The 20,429-nt window shown below is 72.0% G+C and carries 14 protein-coding genes and 1 tRNA gene; 8 read left to right on the top strand and 7 right to left on the bottom strand.

The genetic code is table 11. The annotated features are described in order from the left end of the window. Positions 1-567: 567 nt before the first annotated feature. The 4 genes from ACWDD9_RS41060 to hppD all read left to right on the top strand — a co-directional run bounded on the left by ACWDD9_RS41060 (position 568) and on the right by hppD (position 6,507). Positions 568-2,475 (top strand): non-ribosomal peptide synthetase, encoded by a 1,908-nt coding sequence (locus ACWDD9_RS41060; protein WP_449814438.1) that lies wholly within the window; start codon positions 568-570, stop codon positions 2,473-2,475. After that, entirely contained in the window at positions 2,472-4,445 is a 1,974-nt protein-coding gene (locus ACWDD9_RS41055) for a hypothetical protein (protein WP_449814437.1), read from the top strand. Before ACWDD9_RS41060 ends, ACWDD9_RS41055 begins: the two co-directional genes overlap by 4 nt. A gap of 62 nt (positions 4,446-4,507) precedes the next feature. Further along, on the top strand, positions 4,508-5,347 hold the full coding sequence (locus ACWDD9_RS41050) for a phytanoyl-CoA dioxygenase family protein (RefSeq protein ID WP_449814436.1): 840 nt from the start codon (positions 4,508-4,510) through the stop codon (positions 5,345-5,347). Positions 5,348-5,442: 95 nt separating this feature from the next. Next, on the top strand, positions 5,443-6,507 hold the full coding sequence (gene hppD / locus ACWDD9_RS41045) for a 4-hydroxyphenylpyruvate dioxygenase (protein ID WP_449814435.1): 1,065 nt from the start codon (positions 5,443-5,445) through the stop codon (positions 6,505-6,507). 66 nt (positions 6,508-6,573) lie between these two features. Here hppD and ACWDD9_RS41040 read toward each other — a convergent pair whose 3' ends face one another. The 3 genes from ACWDD9_RS41040 to ACWDD9_RS41030 form a co-directional block, all read right to left on the bottom strand. Continuing rightward, positions 6,574-7,332 (bottom strand): endonuclease/exonuclease/phosphatase family protein, encoded by a 759-nt coding sequence (locus tag ACWDD9_RS41040; RefSeq protein ID WP_449814434.1) that lies wholly within the window; start codon positions 7,330-7,332, stop codon positions 6,574-6,576. Positions 7,333-7,840: 508 nt separating this feature from the next. Next, positions 7,841-8,434 (bottom strand): hypothetical protein, encoded by a 594-nt coding sequence (locus tag ACWDD9_RS41035; protein WP_449814433.1) that lies wholly within the window; start codon positions 8,432-8,434, stop codon positions 7,841-7,843. Between the two features lie 81 nt (positions 8,435-8,515). Next, positions 8,516-9,247 (bottom strand): Stf0 family sulfotransferase, encoded by a 732-nt coding sequence (locus tag ACWDD9_RS41030; protein ID WP_449814455.1) that lies wholly within the window; start codon positions 9,245-9,247, stop codon positions 8,516-8,518. 108 nt (positions 9,248-9,355) lie between these two features. Between ACWDD9_RS41030 and ACWDD9_RS41025 the strand changes: the two genes are divergently transcribed. Together ACWDD9_RS41025 and ACWDD9_RS41020 are read left to right on the top strand one after the other, a co-directional pair. Then, the gene (locus ACWDD9_RS41025) at positions 9,356-10,477 is read left to right on the top strand and encodes a glycosyltransferase (protein ID WP_449814432.1); all 1,122 of its coding nucleotides are present in this window, start codon (positions 9,356-9,358) and stop codon (positions 10,475-10,477) included. A gap of 545 nt (positions 10,478-11,022) precedes the next feature. Next, positions 11,023-11,478, top strand: a complete 456-nt coding sequence (locus ACWDD9_RS41020; RefSeq protein WP_117486180.1) for a hypothetical protein — start codon at positions 11,023-11,025, stop codon at positions 11,476-11,478. Between the two features lie 361 nt (positions 11,479-11,839). Here the strand turns inward: ACWDD9_RS41020 and ACWDD9_RS41015 are convergent, their stop codons facing one another. The 3 genes from ACWDD9_RS41015 to ACWDD9_RS41005 form a co-directional block, all read right to left on the bottom strand. Next, positions 11,840-12,280, bottom strand: coding sequence for a helix-turn-helix domain-containing protein (locus ACWDD9_RS41015; protein WP_449814431.1), 441 nt, complete (start codon positions 12,278-12,280; stop codon positions 11,840-11,842). Positions 12,281-12,444: 164 nt separating this feature from the next. Further along, complete coding sequence (locus ACWDD9_RS41010) at positions 12,445-13,494, bottom strand: LacI family DNA-binding transcriptional regulator (protein WP_449814430.1); 1,050 nt, start codon at positions 13,492-13,494, stop codon at positions 12,445-12,447. Positions 13,495-13,652: 158 nt separating this feature from the next. Then, positions 13,653-15,611, bottom strand: coding sequence for a PIG-L family deacetylase (locus ACWDD9_RS41005; protein ID WP_449814429.1), 1,959 nt, complete (start codon positions 15,609-15,611; stop codon positions 13,653-13,655). A 433-nt stretch (positions 15,612-16,044) separates the two neighbouring features. Here ACWDD9_RS41005 and ACWDD9_RS41000 point away from each other — a divergent pair, with 433 nt between their 5' ends. After that, positions 16,045-18,111 (top strand): FG-GAP-like repeat-containing protein, encoded by a 2,067-nt coding sequence (locus ACWDD9_RS41000; RefSeq protein WP_449814428.1) that lies wholly within the window; start codon positions 16,045-16,047, stop codon positions 18,109-18,111. 333 nt (positions 18,112-18,444) lie between these two features. Then, positions 18,445-18,521: transfer RNA gene (locus tag ACWDD9_RS40995), tRNA-Met, on the top strand. A 587-nt stretch (positions 18,522-19,108) separates the two neighbouring features. Here ACWDD9_RS40995 and ACWDD9_RS40990 read toward each other — a convergent pair. Then, positions 19,109-19,546 carry a hypothetical protein gene (locus ACWDD9_RS40990; protein WP_449814427.1) on the bottom strand — a complete coding sequence of 146 codons (438 nt, stop codon included), beginning with the start codon at positions 19,544-19,546 and terminating at the stop codon, positions 19,109-19,111. Between the last annotated feature and the right edge of the window lie 883 nt (positions 19,547-20,429).

Below are 20,429 nucleotides of genomic sequence, written 5' to 3'. Positions count from 1 at the left end.
TTGATCCATAGTCCATGACAAGCAGTTGATGTGCAATGGCACATTGCATCTCGCGGTGCCGGCGTCCCCATTTGACCCGTTTTGGCCGTCTATTTTCACATCGGATCACAAGTGGAGTCGGATCCTCCAGCGCGCTCGACAGGGCTTCCCCGGAGGGCATGTGACGGACCATCGGACAACCGGGCGTGTCTCCGGCGATCTGGGCAAGCGGGGCCGGATCGGACATAGCGCATGATTGCCGGTATTCCCCGGAAGAGGGTGGCGGGACCTCTTCCGATTGCTTAGGCTCCTGGAGGTTCCGGCACTTGCCCGGTGCGGCGGAAAACGGGTTCCGACGGAATTCCCGGACGCGCCGCGGTCGGCCCTTTCCGCCTCCCGGCCCGGCCGGAGTGAGGACACCTGACAATTCCGTCCCGGCCGACCCGGACCTTCACGGGAACCCGCGCGACCCGTCGGCCGCCGGGATTCCCGCCCACCCGCGCGGCGTCGGCGTCGGTCCCATCAACACGCATTACGCGGCGCCGTGTCCATCGACCCGGTCAGCGCACGAGAGGACGGAGTCAGCCAGTGATCCAGCGGAACAACGGACCGACCGGGGACGAGCCGGGGGCCACCGTGCACGCCCTGTTCGAACACCACGCGGAGCTCGCCCCGGACCGGACGGCCGTGGTCGCGGACGACGGGCAGCTGAGCTACCGCGAGCTGAACGCCCGCGCGAACCGGCTGGCCTGGCGGCTGCGCGAGGCGGGCGTCGGGCCCGACACGCTCGTGGGCATCTGCGTCGAACGCTCCGCGGCGATGATCGTCGGGCTGCTGGGCATCCTGAAGGCGGGCGGTGCGTACGTCCCGCTCGACGCCGGATACCCCGCCGAGCGGCTGGAGTTCATGCTCCGGGACACCGCCGCCCCGGTGCTGGTGACCCAGCGCCGGCTCGCCGACCGGCTCCCCACGGGCCGGGCGACCGTCGTCCTGCTCGACGAGGACCCGGCCCACCACCCCTCCGGGAACCCGCCCGTCGTCGGCCGGCCGGAGCTCGCCAACGTCATCTACACCTCCGGATCCACCGGAACACCCAAGGGCGTCCTGGTTCCGCACCGGAGCGTCGTGCACCTGGTGACCGATCAGGACTACGTGTCCATCGCGCCGGACGACCGGGTCGCCGCACTCGCCACACTGTCCTTCGACGCCTCCACCTTCGAGATCTGGGGGCCCCTGCTCAACGGCGCGACCTGCGTCGTCTACAGCTTCGGCGGCACCGACCTGACCGCCCTCTGCCGCCGGGTCCACCGGGACGCCGTCTCCGTCCTGCACCTGACCAGCCCCGTCTTCCGGCTGCTGGAGCCGGCGCACCTCGCCGACCTCTCCGGGGTGCACACCCTGCTGTTCGGCGGGGACTCCATCCGGGCCGAGGTGGCGGACCTCGCGCGGCAGGCCTTCGCGGGGCGGCTGATCCACCTGTACGGGCCGACCGAGACGACGGGCTTCGCGACCTACCAGGACGTCCGGACCATGGCACCGGACGCCACGATGATCCCGATCGGCACCCCGCTCGACCGGGTCCGGGTCCGGGTGCTCGGGCCGGACGGAGCGGACGTCCCGGACGGGGAGAGCGGAGAGCTCCACATCGGCGGAGCCGGCATGACCCGCGGCTACCTCGGCCGCGCCGAACTCACCGCCGAACGCTTCGTCCCGGACCCCGACGACCGCGCCGGCTCCCCGCTCTACCGCACCGGTGACCTCGTCCGGCGCGGCCCGGACGGGGCGCTGCGCTTCCTGGGCCGGATCGACCGCCAGATCAAGGTGCGCGGCTACCGGATCGAACCGGGCGAGATCGAGGCCGCGCTCACCCGGCACCCCGGGGTGCACGACGCGGTCGTGGTGGCCCGGGACGACGGCGCGGGGGACAAGCGCCTCGACGCCTACGTCGTCCCGTCCTCGGGACCTGCCTCGGGACCGGCCTCCGGACCTGTCGGCACCGCCGACGGCGCGGGACGCGACCGGGAACTGGTGGCCGACCTGCGCCGGCGGCTCTCGACGGAGCTGCCGCGGTACCAGCGCCCGGCCTCGATCACCGTGATACCGGCGATCCCGCTCACGACGAACCTCAAGGTGGACGCGGCGAAGCTGCCCGCCCCCGCCGAGGAGCGCGATGCCGCCCAGGGCTCCCCGACCGCCCCCCGCGACGAGCTGGAGTCGGCGCTCGCCGCGCTCTGGCGCGAGATGCTCGGACTCACCGAGGTCGGGATCGACGACGACTTCTTCACGCTCGGCGGCGACTCCGTCTCGGCGGTGCAGCTGGCCACCGCCGCGACCCGGCTGTCCGGCGTCCCGGTCACGGTGCGTGACGTCATCGGCTCCCCGACCATCCGCGGACTGTCCGCCCTGGCCGACGGATCCGCCGCGGTACGGACCGACGGTGCGGCCGGTGCTCCGGCCGGTTCGCCGCGGCCGACTCCCGCCGGAGGCCCCGCATGAGCGGCCGGGCCCCCGCCGACGCGCCCCTGACCAGGGCGCAGAAGTTCCAGTGGTTCCTGGAGAAGGGGCTGGCCGAAGGACTCCGGCCGCTCCCGGCGGGGACCGACGAGGCCGCCGCCCAGCGCCTGGTGCACGCGCTGGAGGACCGGTTCGAGATCCTCCGCACCTCCCTCGCCGTCGTCGACGGAGAACTGCGGCAGCTGGTCCACCCGTCGGGCTCCCCGGTACGGGTCGTCGACGTCGCACCGGACGGCACCGCCGAGCGGAGCCTGGCCGACCTGGTGCGGGTGTTCACCGCGCACACCCACGGCAGGGTCGGCCGGTTCCTCGTGCAGTTCCACCTGCTCCGGTCCGAGGACCGGCGCTGGTTGGCGGTGGTCGCCGACAACGTGGCCGTGGACGCCGGGTTCCACGGCGTGGTGGACCAGCAGCTCACCGACCTGCTGCACGGACGGACGGACAGCCCGGACACCGGTGGCCCGCACCGGGGACCCGGGATCCAGCCGGCCGAGCAGGCCCGGCGCGAGGCCGACCCCGGCGAGGACACCGAACGCACCAGGGCGCTCGACTACCTGCGGCGGCACTTCTCCCACGCACCGGCACGGATGCACCCGCACCACCCTCCGGGCGAAGGGACGGCGGGCCGCTACTACCGGAGCACGCTCACCCTGCCCGGCGCGGACGGCCTCTTCGCCCGCGGCATGGCCCACACCGGGCTGCTGCCCTCGGCCGTCGTCCTCGCCGCCTTCGCCCAACTGCTCTGCCTGCGTGCCGACACCGACGCGTGCACCGTCAACGTGTCGCTCGACAACCGGCACAACGCCGACCTCCGCCGCGTGCTGTGCGCCACCGCGCAGCGCACCCCGGTGGCCCTCCGCCGGCAGGGCCGGAGCCTGCTGGAAGCGGCCGCCGAGGTCCAGCGGACCCTGGCTGAGGGGCACCCCGCCTACGGCCGGTACGACCCCTTCGACCTGATCCGCGAACGGGTCGAGGCCCAACACCGCCGAGGCGTCTGCCTCTCCACCGACCTCGCCTTCAACTTCATTCCGCCGCCGCAGGGTTGGCGGGAGCTGATCGAGGCCGAGCCCGGTCCCACGGACGGGCCCGGCGCCGCGGATCGGCCTGGTTCCACGGACGGGCCCGGCACGACGGACCGGCCCGGCTCCCGGATCAGCTGGGCGACCACCACGGAGACCTCCTACGAGTACGGAGCCAGCCTGTCGGTCCGCTGGGCCGACCCGCACACTGTCCGGCTGTCCGTCCACGGCGACTCCACGGTCCTGGAACCCGAGCAGTGCGCGGCACTGCTGCGCGGCGTCGAGCTGGTCCTGACCAGGGCCGCGACGGGCCGGGACTGCTCGCCGGACGAGGTCGCGTCCGCCGTGGGACTGCTCCGGCTTCCCCGCGGCCCCCGCGAACGGTACTCCGGCGGGCGGTGGATCGACCTCCGCGCGATCGAGGACCTCCTGCTCGCCCTGCCCGGGGTCACGGCGGCCGGGGCGTCGCTCGAACCCGGCGGCGCGTCCGGCACCCCCCGGCTGACCGCCCGGGTCACCGCGGCCGACGGCAGCGCGCTCACCCCGTTCGACCTGCGGGAGGAACTGCTCCGAGCCGTGCACACGGGCGCGATCCCGGCGGTCCCCGACTGGTTCGAGATCGACGGCGGCGACGCCTCGGACGGGCGGTCGCTCCCCGGCCGCCCGGCGGCCACGGCCGAGGAGACCGCGCTGCTCACCGCCCTGAGCGGGGCCGGGACCGGGCCCGGCCGGGCCCCCGACCTCGACCTCTGCTACCTGCGGGCGGGCGGACGGCCGGAGCACTACCCGCGCTTCGCGGAGCTGCTCCGCCGGCTCGGCTACCACCCGCCCGGTTTCGCCCAGGTCAGCGGCATGGCCACCCTGCGCAGCCTGGCCCGGGAACTCCGTCCGTCCGGCCGGGCCGGAGGCCGGCCCGCGGCGCCGGCCGGCTGACCGGGCCTTCGACGGCGCGACCTCGCCAACCGATCCGTGACCCATCGACCCTCGGAGCACCCATGACCAACGCAATGCCGGAGCCGGTCCTGTCCCAGGAGGAGGTCGATCGCTTCTGGCGGGACGGATACCTGCTGATCCGCGGCGTCCTGACCAGGCAGCAGGCCAGGCACCACGCCGGCCTGATCCTCGACCTGCTCCCGCGAGACCTGCGCGTCCCCGACCACTGGGAGGCGTACGACGGCCGGTTCAAACCCTTCAACACCCCGGGGAACCAGACCTTCGACGGACCGGAGTTCATCCCGCTCTTCCAGAACGAGCGGCTCTACCGGGTGGCGGCCCAGCTCCTGGGGCACCCCCGACTGCTCGTCCGGGACGGCTCGGTGGCCATCACCATGCGCAACGACACGGCGCACCCCAGCGAGCTGAGCCAGGACCTGCACATCGACCCGGCGGTACCCGAGGACGCGGACGAATTCCTGCTCACCCCCGAGGAGGTCGAGATCGGGGGCTGCTACTACTTCACGGACGTGGCCCCGGGCGGCGGCGGCATCCACGTCGTGCCCGGCGGCCACCGGATCGTCGAGGCCGAGGCCCGCGCCGTCCGCCGGGGGCGGCAGCTGCACGACAAGTGGCGCAACATCCCGGACCTCGAGAGCGTCGAAGTGACCGGGCAGGCAGGCGACTTCGTGCTGACCCACCATCTGATGCCGCACGCCGCCTCGCACAACCGGCGCCCCGACGTCCGGGTCGCCCAGTTCGTCCGCTACGCGCGGGACGACCAGCCCTGGGACGCCGGCGAACGCCCCGGTGACCGCCCGGCCGGTCACTCCTACAACGACCTGCAGACCGCGGCGATGACCCCGCTGGGCCGCCGGCTGCTCGGCGTCGACCGCTGGTAGCGGGCCCAGGCGGTGGCCGGTCCAGCACCAGTGGACCGGTCACCGGCACCGGTACCGGCACGCCCGGCAGACCATCCCTCAAGGAGGCCACCACCATGACGACATACCCGGACGGCATACCGCTCGACCTGTCCGTCGACCACGTAGAGCTGTACGTGGAGGACCTCGACGCCAGCGCACGCCACTACGCCCGGGCCTACGGGTTCACCGTGTACGCCACGGCCGACCGGCCGGGCGAGGCGAGGTCCGTCGCCATCGGCCGGGAGCACATCCGGCTGGTCCTCACCCAGGCCCTGGCGGAGGACCACCCCGCCGCCGACTACGTCCGGCGGCACGGGGACGGCGTCGCCGACATCGCCCTGGCCGTACTCGACGTGGTCGCCGCCTTCGCCGCGGCCGTCCGGCGCGGCGCCCGGCCACTGGCCGAACCCGAGGAGACGGACGGCGTGGTCACCGCGGCCGTCGCCGGCTTCGGCGACCTCCGGCACACCCTGGTCCAGCGCCGCGCGGGAACCGACCACCGGCCGCTGCCCGGTTTCGCCCCGGCACCGCGGAGCGAGCCGGAAGCGGACACCGGCCTCCTGGCCGTCGACCACTTCGCGGTGTGCGTCGAGGCGGGCCTGCTCCGGTCCACCGTCGCGTTCTACGAGCAGGTCCTCGGCCTGCGCAACACCTTCACCGAGCGGATCGTCGTCGGCGCCCAGGCCATGGACTCCGAGGTGGTGCAGTCGGCGTCCGGCGGCCTCACGCTCACCATCATCGAGCCCGACACCAGCCGCGAGCCCGGCCAGATCGACCACTTCATCAAGAACCACGGCGGCTCCGGTGTCCAGCACATCGCCTTCCGCACCGACGACGCCGTGCGGACCGTCCGGACGATGGCCGAGCAGGGGGTGGCGTTCCTGTCGACGCCGGGCCCCTACTACCGGATGCTCGCCGAGCGGCTGCGGCTGACCCGGCACTCCGTGCCCGCGCTCGCCGCCCTGGGCATCCTCGTCGACGAGGACCACGAAGGCCAGCTCTTCCAGGTCTTCACCCGGACGCTGCACCCTCGGCGGACCCTGTTCTTCGAGGTCATCGAGCGGGTCGGGGCCACGACCTTCGGCAGCGGCAACATCAAGGCACTGTACGAAGCGGTGGAAGCGGAACGGCACGGGTGACCGCCACCGCCTCCCGAGGGTCCGGGCCGGCCCGCCGCCCCGGCCCGGACCCTCGGGGGCCGGCGGTCAGCCGGAGACCACCAGCCGGGCCAGCACCGGCAGGTGGTCCGAGGCCACCGGCTCCTCGGTGACCAGGCCGACCCGCACCGGCGTCACCCCCCGGCCCGCGAATACGTAGTCGATGCAGTCCCGCGGAGCATCGGCCGGGAACGTCGCCACCGGACCACCGTCGAGAACCGTCCAGGAATCGGTGAAAGCAGCCCGAAGCCTGGTTATCTCCGACGTTCCCGGGGTCGCGTTGAAATCGCCGAGCAAAATGGCCGGACCGGTTCCCCCGATCAACTCCACGACTTCTTCCGCCTGGCGGGTCCGGTCGATTTCCGAGAACAGCTCCAGATGTGTGACGAAGACCTGCAGCGGAATTCCGCCGAGGTCGATCTCGACGTGCAGCAGGCCGCGCTGCTCCTCCCCGGGGGACCGGAAGAGGTGGGTGTTCCGCGCACGGGTGATCGGGTGCCGGGACAGCACCGCCGTACCGTATTGGCACCGCGGAGCCGCCGGCGCCGCCGGGGCCAGGTCGATGTTCGCCCCGTACGCCAGGTGGTAGCCGAGCGACCGCGCCAGCTCCGCCACCTGGTCGTTCCACTGGCTGCGCCCGTCGAAGTGCCGGTCCACCTCCTGGAGCCCGACGATCTCCGCACCGCTGCGCCGGATCACCCGGGCGATCCGTTCCAGATCGAGGACGCCGTCCGTTCCCTCCCCGTGGTGGATGTTGAACGACAGGACGTCGACGGTAGCTTCGGCGGAATCCAACCGGCTGTCCATGCGCACTCCTTTTCCACGGCGGACCGTTCCGCCGCTGCGTTGCCTGATCGGCCGGAGCCCATTGAATACGATCGCCGACCGGTCCGGCAGAAATTCCCCTCCTGGCGAACGGGCGCCAACATTGTCGGAATTCCCGCCGCCCCGCCGAAAAACACCCCGGGACGGCAGACGCGGAAAAGCGGTCCGCCGGCCGACGTGGAGGTACGAACCCGCGGGCGCGGGGAGGACGACCTGGCGGCCGTCGCCGTTCTGCTCGGCGTCGGCTGACCCCGTGTCGGCGTACAGGAAAACTGCGCAGGCCGGTGCAGACCAACGTGCGCGCGGCGGATGGTGGGTTCAGCCTTCCCTTCGTGTGATGTCGAGGGCTCCGTCGTGTAGGGCGAAGCGGCGGGCCGCCTTGTCGTCAGCCGTGACGGAGGGCCGGCCGGCGCCTTGGAACGCCGCCGTCCGCAACTGGAAGCGGGCGGGGTCGGCGCCGCACATCGCGCGCAGCCGCCACGGGTCGTTCTCACCGTTCCGCGGGTGCGGCGGCACGGCCAGGTGCACGAGGGGCAGAGGCGTCGTGGTCTGCGCCGTAGCGTGTGTGTGCCGAGGTGTAGGAGGCCATCCGGAGTTCGACCTCTACCGGGCCGGGTACCGTCGTGAGGTTCGGATCGGGCTGCTGCGATGTGCCGGCGGTCGGGCGTGGTTGGTCCTGGTCGCGGAGGACGAGGAGGAGATCCGGTCGGTTGACGGTCTCCGCCAGCTCGCTGGCGAACCACTTCGCGAGGGCTGGGCCGCCGCGTCCGACCCAGGTCTCGACCAGGTGGCGGAAGGCGGCTTCCCGCCGGTGGGGCAGGCGGTGAGCACCCGCGGCGAGGATTGCCTCGCCGGCTCCGGTGAAGGCTCGGTGGAAGTCGCGTACGGGGACCCGGTCCGCATGCCGGGGACTGCGCACCATGCGGACGTGCAGCATGGCGCGGTGCAGAACGGTCGCTGCGGCCATGGCGTTGGCGCCCAGGTCACCCTGGCCATCACCTGCGAGGAGCCCGTCCAACGAGTGCCCGGCGGCCGCAGCCGGCTCGATCATCCAGGTGCGCCGATCCTCACCGAGGCCGGCCATCCATCCATCCCAACGCTGCCAGAGACCGACGCTCGCGCCCGCCTCGCGTGCCGGCCGTCGCCGAGGTCGCGGAGGCAGCGGTCACGTTGAACCCTCCCGGCGGTACCGGGCCAGCCATTCCAAGCTCACGTCGTTTCCCTGCCGGCGCGTGAGCGGCTCCACCGGCCGGCCGCCTCGCGCGACTCCCAGGCTGTCCAGGAGCCGGTCCACCACACCCTCCGGGTCCGTCAGCGCGTCCTCGTACGTCACCGTGATCGGCGTGATCCCGCTGTCGGAGAACCGGCGCGCCCACTCCTCGTTCTGCTCCCGGATCACGTGCTCCCAGTGCGCGATCCGGTCGCGACGGTAGGGAACGTCAGCGCCCACGCCACGAACGTCGTCGGCATACCAGACGTCGGTCTCCAGCGCCCGGTACAGAGACACCGCTTGTGCCGCCGTGTCCAGCCGCCGGTTCCACACATATACCGGGCGGTCGAAGGCGCGCTCGATCACCTCGCGCCAGCTCGCTCCACTCGCGGACTGGTGTCGCCGCAGCCCGGCGACGACCTCGTCCAGGTACGACCCCATGACGATCAGGCCCAACACGCCGTTGGCTGAAGTCCCGATCCGCATCAGCTTTCGTAGCTGGTCCGGTTGCGTCCGGTGCGCCGGACCGATCGGGATGTCCTCACCGTCCAGTTCGGTAACGTGGTTGTACAGGTACTCCTGCGGGTTGCCCGACAAGCCCGTGCTCTCCAGCAGACCGGCCAGCAGATGAGTCCCTGACCTCGGTGTGCTGCAGATGAGCAGGCATCTGCCCGCCGCCGGCGCCACGTCGCTCGCTCGCGCCACAGGTCGCACCCCCTCTTTGACCGCCTTGACCGTCGCTCGACCCCCCCTTAGCGTAGTGGTTCCTGGGTCGCACACGTGGGGGGTCGGGGGATGCGCATAGCGATCGCGTTCGATGGTCAGTACGCATCGGCGGCACGCAACATGCTGTCCTCGCTGGCCCGTTGCCTCCCGCCGAAGAGTGGTGTGCGCATCTCGGCACTGATGACAGATGACTCGCCGAGCGCCGACATCGTCGAGCACGCGATGTCCCGCGGGCTCGATCTGGAGGTCGTCCGTCTGCGCCGAGACCTGTCCGACCTGCCACTGCTGCGCTACCTGACCGGCGCGACGTACGCGCGCCTGTTCCTGCCAGAGCTGGTGCCGGACGACGTGGCGCTGTACATGGACGTGGACGTCGTGCTGATGCGAGACGTGACAGAGCTGTTCGCGACGGACCTCGGTGACAGACCCCTCGCGGCCGTGCGGGACATGTGGCGTCCCAACCTGCACGAGGCGTTGGCAGGCGGAAGCAACGGACGATTCGCGCCCGACGCGCCCTACTTCAATGCGGGGGTGATGCTGTGCAACCTCCGCCAGTGGCGTCGGGAGAGCTTGACCGAGCGGGCCCTCGACTGGCTCGCCAGCCAGGATCAGGTCCCGGTCTGTCTGGAGCAAGATGCGCTCAACGCGCTCACGCACGGTCGATGGATCGAGCTGGATCCGCGCTGGAACGTGTTCCCGATGACTGACTTCCGCGACATCCCGCCCGAGGCTTGGCCGCCGCGACTGGGTACGGAGTACCACGCGTACCGGGATCAGGAGCGACGCGCCTTCGTGCTCCACTTCATCGGCTCCCGCAAGCCATGGCGTCACCCGTACCCGGACACCGAGAACCTCAGGCGATATCGTCACTTCACCACGCCCACCGTCGAGGACCTGACGCCGAACCCTGTCACCTCGCCGTCTCGGCCGACCTCCCCGACCGTCGAGGACCTGACGCTGAACCCTGTCACCTCGCCGTCTCGGCCGACCTCCCCGACCGTCGAGGACCTGACGCCGAACCCTGTCACCTCGCCGTCTCGGCCGACCTCCCCGACCGTCCCGGAGACGCCGCCCCTGGCGCTTACCGGGGGAGGGGGGTCGGCGACATCGCCGGCGGCGGTGTTCGGCTACCCAAACCGGCGTGATCAGGACAAACGACCCGAGCGTCGCAAGAGGCCTCGCTTCGTCTGACCAAGAAGTACGCCTACGGCGACGTCCTCCACGTCGTTCTGGTCGGACGCTTGGCGGCGGAGCCGGAGGCGTTCCAGACGGCTCCGGGCTCCAGCCATCGCCATCGTCTTCTGTTCGCACGGTCCGCTCCACCACGCCCATGCGACGCACCCGCCGCGGCACAGCGCTCCTTGAAGCCTCAGCAAGCCGGTCAGGCAGAAGACGTGTCACCTAGCTTTCAGCACACCGTCCCGGGGAAGTGGCACGAAACCCGGAACGATCAAGGTGACACGGAGCGCGGATCCAGCGGAACGCACAGCTCGCGGACTCGCCATAGGACATCGGAACGCGGAACCTGCGGGCCTGCTCCTTCCGCCACGGCCTGCCCGCTGTGGTCTACAGCCTCGGGATGGGCCGCAACGAGATCGGCATGCGTCTGCTCTCCGCGGAGAGCCGCGTCCCGCTGTGCCTGCCGCGATTCTCGGCGACTTGTCCGTCTGGGCGGCGTCGTCTCCTGGGTGCTAGATTCGAACGCGTTCAAAGAGGGTGCTGTGCAAGGGGGAAACATGGTCGCGGTGCCGGTGAGTGCCCGGTGGCTGTCCGGGGTCGGGGCGGTCGCGTTCCTGTTGCCGGTGTGGAGCATCCACCGGGGGTACGGCCCGGGCGGGCTGGTGCTGTACGTCTTCGGCCTGGGCTGTGCGGTGGTGTGCGCCGTGCCGCCGTTCTTCTCCGACGAGAAGCGGCTGCGCGTCGCGTGCACGGTCGGCGGCGTGGTGGTCACCGTGGTGTCCGCGCCGTTCGTGTTCGTGGGCGTCCTGTTCGCGAGGTTCCTCTACTACGGCACCCTGTACCTGGCCTTCCTCGCGCTCCCCGTCACCGCGGTGGCCGGCCTGGCCGCCGGGTTCCAGCGCGCCAAGGGGCGGGACCGCGGCCGTGGACCGGCCCGCTTCGCCTGGGCGTGCGCGGCGCTGACGCTGACCGGCTGGCTGGCCGTCAGCGCCTGGATCCTGACGCTGCGCTGATCGTCAGGCCCGCGCGACCGCACTGTACGTGAGGTTCTTGAGGTCGTCGGTGAGGCGGCGGGCTGCTTCGGTCTCGATGGAGCCGCGTGATTCGATCTCCTCGCCGCCGCCCGCGTCGCGTGCCGAGGCGAGCCCGACCGAGGCGCGGGATCCTGGCCCGCGGCCGCCTGGGGTTGACGCCACCGCCCGGATCGGCAGGGAGGTCGGCTTGGCCGCAGGCGGCGTCAACTACCGCCTCGCCCGGCCGAGTCGCCGGTGGCACGTCCCCAACCGGACGGCGCCGGTGGGGCGGGCGTACGCGTTCGGCGTCCTCGTGGCGGACGTGTGGCCGCCGGCGCCTGCCCGCCGCACGTGACGGCCGTCAACCGGCCCGGCGCACGGGTCGGGGCCCGGTCGGGCGGGGTTGCGGACAGCGTCGGCGGCGCCTGCAGCACGGGCCGCTCCCGCCGGTCGCGGTCATCGGCAGGACCATCACGACCACCGCGGACGGCTGTTCGTCCACCTCCCCGGCGGCCGGCGTCTCGCGACGGCTCCCGTCCGGCTGATCGGGCCCGCTGCCGGGAACGGCGCGCGCGGCACGGAGAAACCATTCCAGTCGCGAGGCCCTCAGGCCGAGCGCCGCCGCGAGCTGTTGGACGGAGCGGCGCTGTGGTCGGAGCACCCGGCCCCGCTCGATGTCGCTGATCGTTCTCACACTGACCTGGGAACGCCGGGCGAGTTCCTCATGCGTGAATCCCACTTCACGACGAAGCGCCCTCAGTATGCCCCCGAATGCCGAATCCCCTTGTTGTGCCTTCGACATGTCACCCCCCCAGAATCTTGGCGCGTGGGAGCGCTCCCACACCCATCGGGAGCGTAGCAGCACCTTATGCCCAGGTCAGCCGTGACACGCGGCCGTGGCTCATACCGGAACAACGGGATATGACGGCCTTTCAGTTCGAGGCCGTCCGAGGCCGTTCGAGGCCTTCAGGCCGAGGCGCGGACCGTCAGTTCGGTCGGAAGGATCACCTGGCGACGCGGCCGCCCGGGGTCGGCGATCTCCTCGAGCAGCAGCTGGACCATCAACCGCCCCATCGCCTCGGTCGGTTGGCGAACACTGGTGAGGGGCGGCTCGGTGCTACGGGCGATGACGGAGTCGTCGAAGCCGACGACGGCCACGTCTTCCGGCACGTGCCGCCCGGCCTCGCGCAGCGCCCGGAACGCGCCCACGGCCATCAGGTCGGAGGCGCAGAACACGGCATCGAGGGTGGGCGTTTCGGCCAGGAGCTCGCGCATCGCCGCGTAGCCGCCCGCCTCGGTGAAGTCGCCGTGGGCGACGAGCGCGTCCTCCGGAGCGAGGCCGGCCTCCGTGAGCGCCTCCCGGTACCCCGCCAGGCGTGCCCCGGCCGCCTCCATAGTGAGCGGCCCCGTGATGGTGGCCACTCTGGTGCGGCCGAGTCCGACCAGGTGCCGGACGGCCGCCCGGGCCCCGCCGGCGTTGTCGGCGTGGACGTAGCTCAGCGATTCGCGCTCGGACCGGCGACCGCCCAGCACGGCCGGCATCCCGAGCTGTTCGAGCAGGTCGGGCAACAGGTCGTCCTGGCGCACCGAGACCAGGAGTACCCCGTCGACCCGACGCGCGGTGAGGTAGCGCGTCAGACGTTCGCGCTCGTCCTCGTTGCGGACCAGGGTCAACAGCAACTGAAGGTCGGTCGAGGCGAGTTCGTCGGAGATCCCGGTGATGACGTCCGCGAAGTACGGCTCCGACCTCAGCCGCGCCAGGCTCTCCGGGACGACCAGGGCGACGACGTCGGTGCGCGAGGTCACCAGGGACCGTGCCGCCTGGTTGGGTACGTAGCCGAGCTCGGCGACGGCGTGCTCCACGGCCTCCCTCGCCCGGGCGCTCACCTTGGGCGAACCGCTGATGACCCGGGACACCGTTCCCCGGCTGACTCCCGCGCGGGCGGCCACGTCCTCCACCGTCGGTCGCGCGGCAGGCCGGGCACCTCCGGGGCCCGGCCTGTCAGTTCGGGGCATGATCACACTCCGGTGTGGCTCACTCTCGGGAGTGGCCATCCTACACGGCGTGAGAGCGCTCTCATCGACGCTTCCACGGGTGCTCCCACCAGCGCTCCCACGGGCCCGGCGCCCGTCGCCCGGTCGGGAGGGGGTCGACCGGCCGACGGGACCGGCGGTCACAGGGGCATGCCCTGCCAGCCGCCGAGGTTGGTGGGCGTCGTGCCCGTGCGGAAGTAGACGCGGCCGTCCGTGCCGATGGCGAACACGTACAGGACACCGCTGCCGTCGACGATCGCGGTCGGGTAGTCGAGGACGGTGCCGCCGAGGTCCTGCCAGGCGCCGTAGCCGGCGTTCGGCGCGGTCTGGGCGGTGGTGCTCACGCCGCCGCCGCCGTTGCGCTCGAACAGGACGACCCGCCCGCCGAGGTTGGCCATCGCCGGCTCGCCCACGCCCTTGTGGCCGCCGAGGTCGGTCGGGGACTGGCTCCACGGTCCCCCGGGCCGGGTCTGGTAACTGACGAGCATCGCGCCGGTTTCGGCCTCGCGGTAGGCGAGTTCGATGCGGCCGTCCTGGTCGAGCGCGGCCCTGGGCGGGCTGGCCGGCCGGGAGTTCGGGATCGGGCCCGGGCCGTTGATGGCGTCGTTCGGAGCGGTCTGCCACCAGTTGACGACCCCGTCGCGGGTGCTGGCGAAGACCTCGATCCTCCCGACGCCGTTGCGGATCGCGGTGACGGGATCCTGGATGTCGGTGCCGTGCAGGTCGTCCCAGGTGGTCGTCCAGGCGCCGTTCGGGCTGGTCTGCCGGATCGCGCTGAGGCCGCCTCCGCCGTTCTTGACGAAGAGCTTCAGTCGGCCGTCCTGGGAGGCGACCACCGCGGGCACGCCGACCTGGCCCGCGTTGACGAGCCCGGCGTTGGGGTTGCCGAGGTCGGCCCAGCCGTCCCGCCACACGCCGTTGGGCGTGGTCTGCGGGACGGAGACGATGTGGTGGTCGGTGAGGCGGCGGGCGAAGACCTCCATCCGGCCGTCCGCGTTGGTGCCGACGGCGATGCCCGGCGCCAGCCGCCCGCCCGGGTCGGCGAACCGTGCCGGGCCGCCCCAACTGCCGTCCCCCTGGCGCCAGTAGGTGTAGAGGGAGCCCGCCCGGACGACGAAGACCTGCGGCCGGCCGTCCTGGTTCAGCCCGGCCCAGGAGGTGCCGCGCGACCAGCGGTAGTACATCCGGGAGAACCAGGCGGTTTCGTAGTTCCCCGAGTGGTCGTGGCTGGCGTACTCGGAGACGAACACGCCCTTGGTGCCGACCGTCGCCGGGTCGAGGTTCACCGGGCAGTCGCTGATGTTGTAGTCCCGGTAGTTCACCTGGATCAGCGAGCCGCCGTACTGGCTCGCCGCCATGCCCGCGAACTTCGCGGCGGAGATGTGGTCCGAGTGGTCGTCCTTGTAGCGGGTGTCCGGGAGTTCGTCCTGGGCCCGGAGCACGGTCGGCTGGTACGTCACCATGATCTGCCGCAGCACCTCGACGACGTCCGCCGCCGTGTAGGCCGACGGCCCGGACAGCGGGCTGTCCTTCGGGACGACCGTGGTGTCGGTGCCGCCGTTCAGCACGTTGGCGAGCCCGGCGTCGTGCAGGTTGAGGAAGATCAGGTGCACCGGCCGATCCTTGAGCATGTACCGCTCGACCTGCTTGCCCGCGACCGTCCACGCCTCGACCGTCCAGTGCCCGATCTCGTCGGTCGCCGGGTCGTTGTCGCCGACCCCGGTCATCCGGGAGTAGGCGTTGACGGCGCCCATCTGGCGGTTCCAGGTGCGCAGCGGGTCGCCGGCGGGGTCCCAGCAGCCGCCCGCGCACGGGTCACCGGTGATGTTCCCGGCGGTGACGAACACCGTGACGGACGGGGTGCCGTCGGCGAGGGCGTTGGACAGGTCCGGGTTCATGAACAGGATGTCGTCGTCCTCGTGGGCGACGACCTGCATGAACAGCGGCCCGGAGCCGGCGGCCATACGTGCGGCCGTACCCGTACCCGTACCCGTACCCGTGGCTGCGGAGGCCCGGGTCGCGGTCCCCTTGGCCAGGACGGGTGCGGCGAGGGCGGTCAGCGCGAGGGAGGTGAGGAGTTGCCGTCGTCCGATTGCCATGTGATGTCCCCTCATTCGAGATTTCGAGGTTCGACAGGTGATCACGCCAGGAGGAGATTGGCGGATTGTCGGGCGGAAAGTGCCTGAGACGGTATATCGCAAATTCCGTCAGGCGCGACAGTCAGCTGACGCACGATCAGGCCACTCCGTCTGCTTCCCGCCGATCTCGCCTGTACAGCGCGGTTTCTGCTGGAACTTCCCCATGGCTTCCGCCTGATGTTCCTCCTGGCGGAAGCCGGGCCGGCGGTGATTACATGGTGGATGGCGAGCGGTCTCCGGGATTTCTCGGCGCATTCTCGGACCTCCTCCTCCGGGAAGCGGATCGCCGCCATTTCCTGGTCACCCGAGCCATGCGGGAACGTGGTTTTCCGTACCCGGCGAAAGGACTCCTGTGCACGTCGCCCACCGCCCTCCGCGGGGCCGCCTGTCCGCCATGACGGCAGCCGCCGTCGTCCTCGGCGCGTTCGCCGCCCTGCCGCCCGCGGCCCCGGCGAACGCGGCCGCCGGCTGCGGGCCGGTCCCCGCCGCGCTCCCGCCGGTCCCCGCCGCGCTCGCGTCGGGCCCGGGCGCGCCGCGCCCCGAGTCCGCGGCCTGGACGGGGAGTTGGGGTACCGCCATGAGCCTGGCCGGACCGTCGGCAGCCTCGGGCGTGACGGGGCGGCAGACCCTGCGCATGGTCGTCCACACCAGCATCGGCGGCAGCTCCGCCCGGATCCGCCTGGTGAACACCTTCAGCCCGGACCCGGTGACCATCGGGCACGTCACCGTCGTGGCCCAGGACCGGACTTCGGTCCGGAACGGGAATCCGGCCACGGCGGCGGCCGCGCCGGTCACCCTGACCTTCGGCGGTTCGGGCCGGACCGTCGTCCCGCCCGGCGGCGAGGTCTACAGCGACCCCGTCGCCTTCCCGGTCGCCGCGGACGAGAACCTGCTGGTCAGCCTCTGGCTGCCCGACAAGGTCACCACCGCGCCCTACCACCCATACACGCTCACCACCTCCTACACCTCCGCCCCCGGCGACGGTGCCGACCGCACCCAGGACACGGGCGGCGCCAACCTCTCCACCCCGTACGCCTACTGGGCCTTCCTGGCCGGCCTGGACGTCACGGCCGCCGGCAGCGACGGGACGGTGGTCGCCCTCGGCGACTCGCAGGTGGACGGCGGGCACACCGACCAGGACTCCAACACCCGCTGGGCCGATGACTACGGGCGCGCCCTCAGCGCCCGGCCGACGCCCGAGGGCATCGTCAACAAGGGCATCTCCGGCAACCGGATCCTCACCGACGGGACGGGAGGACGCGTCGGCTTCGGTCAGAGCGCGCTCAACCGCTTCGACCGGGACGTCCTCTCCCAGACCGGAGTGCGGAGCGTCGTGCTCTACGAGGGCATCAACGACATCACGATGGACGACGCCTCCGACTCCGCGCTCGAGTCGGGGATCCAGCAGCTGGCCTCACGCGCGCACGCGGCCGGGCTGCGCTTCACCGTCGCCACCATCCCCGCCTTCCAGGGCCACGCCGATTACACCGCCGCCCGGGACCGGGTGCGCCGGTGCGTCAACGACTGGATCCGCACGACGACGGCCATCGACGGCTTCCACGACTTCGACCGGGCGACCCGCGACCCGCTCAACCCGAGCGCCGCGTTCGCCGGTTACGTCTCCTCCGACCACCTGCACTTCACCACCAACGGGAACGCGGCCCTCGCCGAGGTCCTCGCCCCGCGGCCCGCCCCGACCAGCCCCTCCCACACCTTCTCCCAGACGACGGCCGGGGCCTTCCACGGCAAGGGCACCGGCGACCTCGTCGCCCGCGACGACTCGGACGGGCACCTGTACGAGTGGGCGGGGCGGGGAGACGGGTCCTTCACGGCCAGGACCGACCTGACGGCCGGCTGGGGCGCGTTCTCCCAGACCACCGCCGGTGACCTCCGGGGGACGGGGCACGCGGATCTGATGGCGAGGGAGGACGCGTCGGGCAACCTGTACATGTGGCCGGGTAACGGGGACGGTACTTTCGCCGGTCGTGTGCTCGTCACCGACGGGTGGGGTCCGTTCTCGCAGACGGTCGCCGGTGATTTCCGGGGGACTGGTCGCGCGGATCTGATGGCGAGGGAGGACGCGACGGGCAACCTGTACATGTGGCCGGGTAACGGGGACGGTACGTTCGCTGGCCGGGTGCTGGTCACCGACGGGTGGGGTCCGTTCTCGCAGACGGTCGCCGGTGATTTCCGGGGGACTGGTCGCGCGGATCTGATGGCGAGGGAGGACGCGACGGGCAACCTGTACATGTGGCCGGGTAACGGGGACGGTACGTTCGCCGGCCGGGTGTTGGTCACCGACGGGTGGGGTCCGTTCTCGCAGACGGTCGCCGGCGACTTCCGGGGCACCGGCCGCGCCGACCTCATCGCCCGCAACGACACCTACGGCGTCCTCGACGAATGGACGAACACGGGCGGAGCCTCCTTCTCCCGCGCCTTCCGGCTCACCGACGGCTGGTGACCGGCCGGTCGGCCCCGTCCAACTCCTCCGACTCGTCCTGCCCGGCCAATGCGCTTGCACGGGACCACCGTTCGCATCGGCGGCCCACCGGGCGGGGCGGCTCGCCGACGGCGAGGAGGGCGGCCACCACCGCACCGACCCCGGCGCGGCGGTGGCCGCCCTACGCCCGACGTGGAACGGGTCGCCTCCCAGAGGAAGGCCCTGGCGGACCTCCAGAGCAAGGCGGGACGCGTCCCCGACCGCCTGGCCTCCGCCGTACAGCACCTGGTCGCCGGTGCCCGGGCCGAACCGAGTTGGTGATCACCGACTGGTGCCGTACAGTCGGGGGCACGACGCGGGGTGGAGCAGCTCGGTAGCTCGCTGGGCTCATAACCCAGAGGTCGCAGGTTCAAATCCTGTCCCCGCTACCATGAACGCCGAAGGGGCGGACACAGTCACGTGTCCGTCCCTTCGGCGTTCCTCGACCTCTGCTGAAGGCGCCGGTTCTTCGGTTCGCCAGCACGCCGGTTGACCTGTTGATCGGGGGATTCCAGCCGGTTCCGGACGCGGCGCCGGAGATTGCCGATGGCGAGACGCCGAGCCGCTCGGCCAGGTCGGTCGGCGAGTGATTGCCCCGGCCGAGCTCGTCGTTCCGGTAGGTGTCGCGGGTGATCGTTCCCAGGTCGACAATGGCCCACGTCGCCATTACCCGGTAGCCCTCCCGCACCCGGAAGCGGGCTTCGATCGCCCGGATTCCCGAGCGTGCGGCTGGCGGCGAACGGGGTTCCGGCGGCGTCGGGAGGCGCCGTGAGCGGGCGGTTGCGCTGGACGCTGCCGCCGCGACCGGGGAGGAAGCGGCGGCCGGCTCCCGTGCTCGGGCTGCGCGACATCGGCCGGTTCGCCGTGGCGGGTTGCGGGTACCGGTTGACCTGCTGCGGCGGGAAGAGCGCCCTCCCGCCGAGGGGCGGTGGCGGGGTGTGCCCCGGGCGGGCCGGGGCACACCTGCGGGAGTCCGGCGTCAGCAGGCCACCACGGTGGAGACGGTGGCGGTCGAGGCGGGCCAGCCGGGCTGGTTCACCGAGAAGGTGTTGCTGACGGTGGCGCCGCACGGGGCGCTGGAGAAGACGCTGCCGACCTGGTTCGAGCCGGCCTGGACGAGGACGGTCGGGTTGACGGGGGCGAGGGGGGCGCCGCCGACGACCGTGCCGGAGACGGCGAAGCCGACGGACTGGGGCTGCCAGGACGGGTCACCGGCCGTGGCCACCCCGTAGAAGCGGACCTGGTTGCCGGTCACCTCGACGCAGGCCCGGGTCAGCAGCGGACCGGGCGCGCCAGGGGTGCCGCAGGTCACGACCGCGCCGACCGGCCCGGCCGGTGCGGCGGCGGCCCCCTGGACGGTGGCCAGGGTGGTCAGGGTCGCGGCGGCGGCAACGACGGCGATGACGGTGGTCTTCATGGGTGTCTCTCCTCGGGGCAGGGATAGGAGGATGGGCGGAATGTGAAATGTCACATTCCGCCGGTGCCAGCATGGCAGTCCCCCGCACCCCGGGGTGCGGCATCCGGGAAGAAGGCGACCTTTCGCGGGTATCGGCCACCGAATGACCGGAACGGCCTGTCGGTGATCGCGCAAACCCCTGGCCCGCCCCTCCCGGGAGGCCGAACCCCCGACCGGGAAAGCAGAGTTCGGCGCCGACGGGTGCGGGGCACGTAGCCCTCTCGCACCCGCACTGCACCGCGGCCGGAGCGGTCGCCGGCGACGGCGGCAGCTGACGTCGCGGCGGTCGCCGCCAGTGTTCAACTCCTCTGCCTGGGAGGGGACTTGCCGACCGGTCCAGGCATCGCCTTGCGAGGTCGCCGCGTACAAGTCCGCCAGCCGCCCGGTGCTCGGCCGGCTCGCGGCCAGCGCCGACCCCACCCCGTACGACGGCTGACTGCGCGGGTACATGGCCGCGGTGGGCGTCGCCCGCGGTAGCGGCGGGGGAGTGGTGGTGGTGTGAGAGTCCCGTCGGATCGGCGCCGCCCCCACGGCTTGCCCGTCGTCCGGGAGCCGCCTGTCCAGACCGATGCCTGGGCATCGCGCTGCACCCGGTCCGGGTGAGGGTGGCATGAGGGGTCAGGGGTCGGACGGTGCCGGCCGTGTTCCCCCGGGATTTGTGAAGGCCGGGGCGCCGTCGAGGGCGGCGTGGCAGGATCGGCGGCACAGTCACGTTGAGGGAGGGTTTTGTGGCTCTGGGTCACGATGAGGATGCTGTTGGTGATCTTCACTGGGGAGGGTGAGGCTGACGGCTTTTCCGGTCGCTGGCCCTGTGCGCCTGCTGTCCTGCTCTGGAGATCCGAGC

Source organism: Kitasatospora sp. NPDC001119 (genome assembly GCF_053598475.1).
The sequence above is the reverse complement of the archived record's forward strand: the minus strand, read 5'-3'. Positions and strand labels throughout refer to the sequence as shown.

Coding starts and splice junctions, on each gene's coding strand:
- ACWDD9_RS41055 (WP_449814437.1), top strand. CDS start 2,472: ATGAGCGGCCGGGCCCCCGCCGACGCGCCCCTGACCAGGGCGCAGAAG.
- ACWDD9_RS41050 (WP_449814436.1), top strand. CDS start 4,508: ATGACCAACGCAATGCCGGAGCCGGTCCTGTCCCAGGAGGAGGTCGAT.
- hppD (WP_449814435.1), top strand. CDS start 5,443: ATGACGACATACCCGGACGGCATACCGCTCGACCTGTCCGTCGACCAC.
- ACWDD9_RS41040 (WP_449814434.1), bottom strand. CDS start 7,332: ATGGACAGCCGGTTGGATTCCGCCGAAGCTACCGTCGACGTCCTGTCG.
- ACWDD9_RS41035 (WP_449814433.1), bottom strand. CDS start 8,434: ATGGCCGGCCTCGGTGAGGATCGGCGCACCTGGATGATCGAGCCGGCT.
- ACWDD9_RS41025 (WP_449814432.1), top strand. CDS start 9,356: ATGCGCATAGCGATCGCGTTCGATGGTCAGTACGCATCGGCGGCACGC.
- ACWDD9_RS41020 (WP_117486180.1), top strand. CDS start 11,023: ATGGTCGCGGTGCCGGTGAGTGCCCGGTGGCTGTCCGGGGTCGGGGCG.
- ACWDD9_RS41015 (WP_449814431.1), bottom strand. CDS start 12,280: ATGTCGAAGGCACAACAAGGGGATTCGGCATTCGGGGGCATACTGAGG.
- ACWDD9_RS41010 (WP_449814430.1), bottom strand. CDS start 13,494: ATGCCCCGAACTGACAGGCCGGGCCCCGGAGGTGCCCGGCCTGCCGCG.
- ACWDD9_RS41005 (WP_449814429.1), bottom strand. CDS start 15,611: ATGGCAATCGGACGACGGCAACTCCTCACCTCCCTCGCGCTGACCGCC.
- ACWDD9_RS41000 (WP_449814428.1), top strand. CDS start 16,045: ATGACGGCAGCCGCCGTCGTCCTCGGCGCGTTCGCCGCCCTGCCGCCC.
- ACWDD9_RS40990 (WP_449814427.1), bottom strand. CDS start 19,546: ATGAAGACCACCGTCATCGCCGTCGTTGCCGCCGCCGCGACCCTGACC.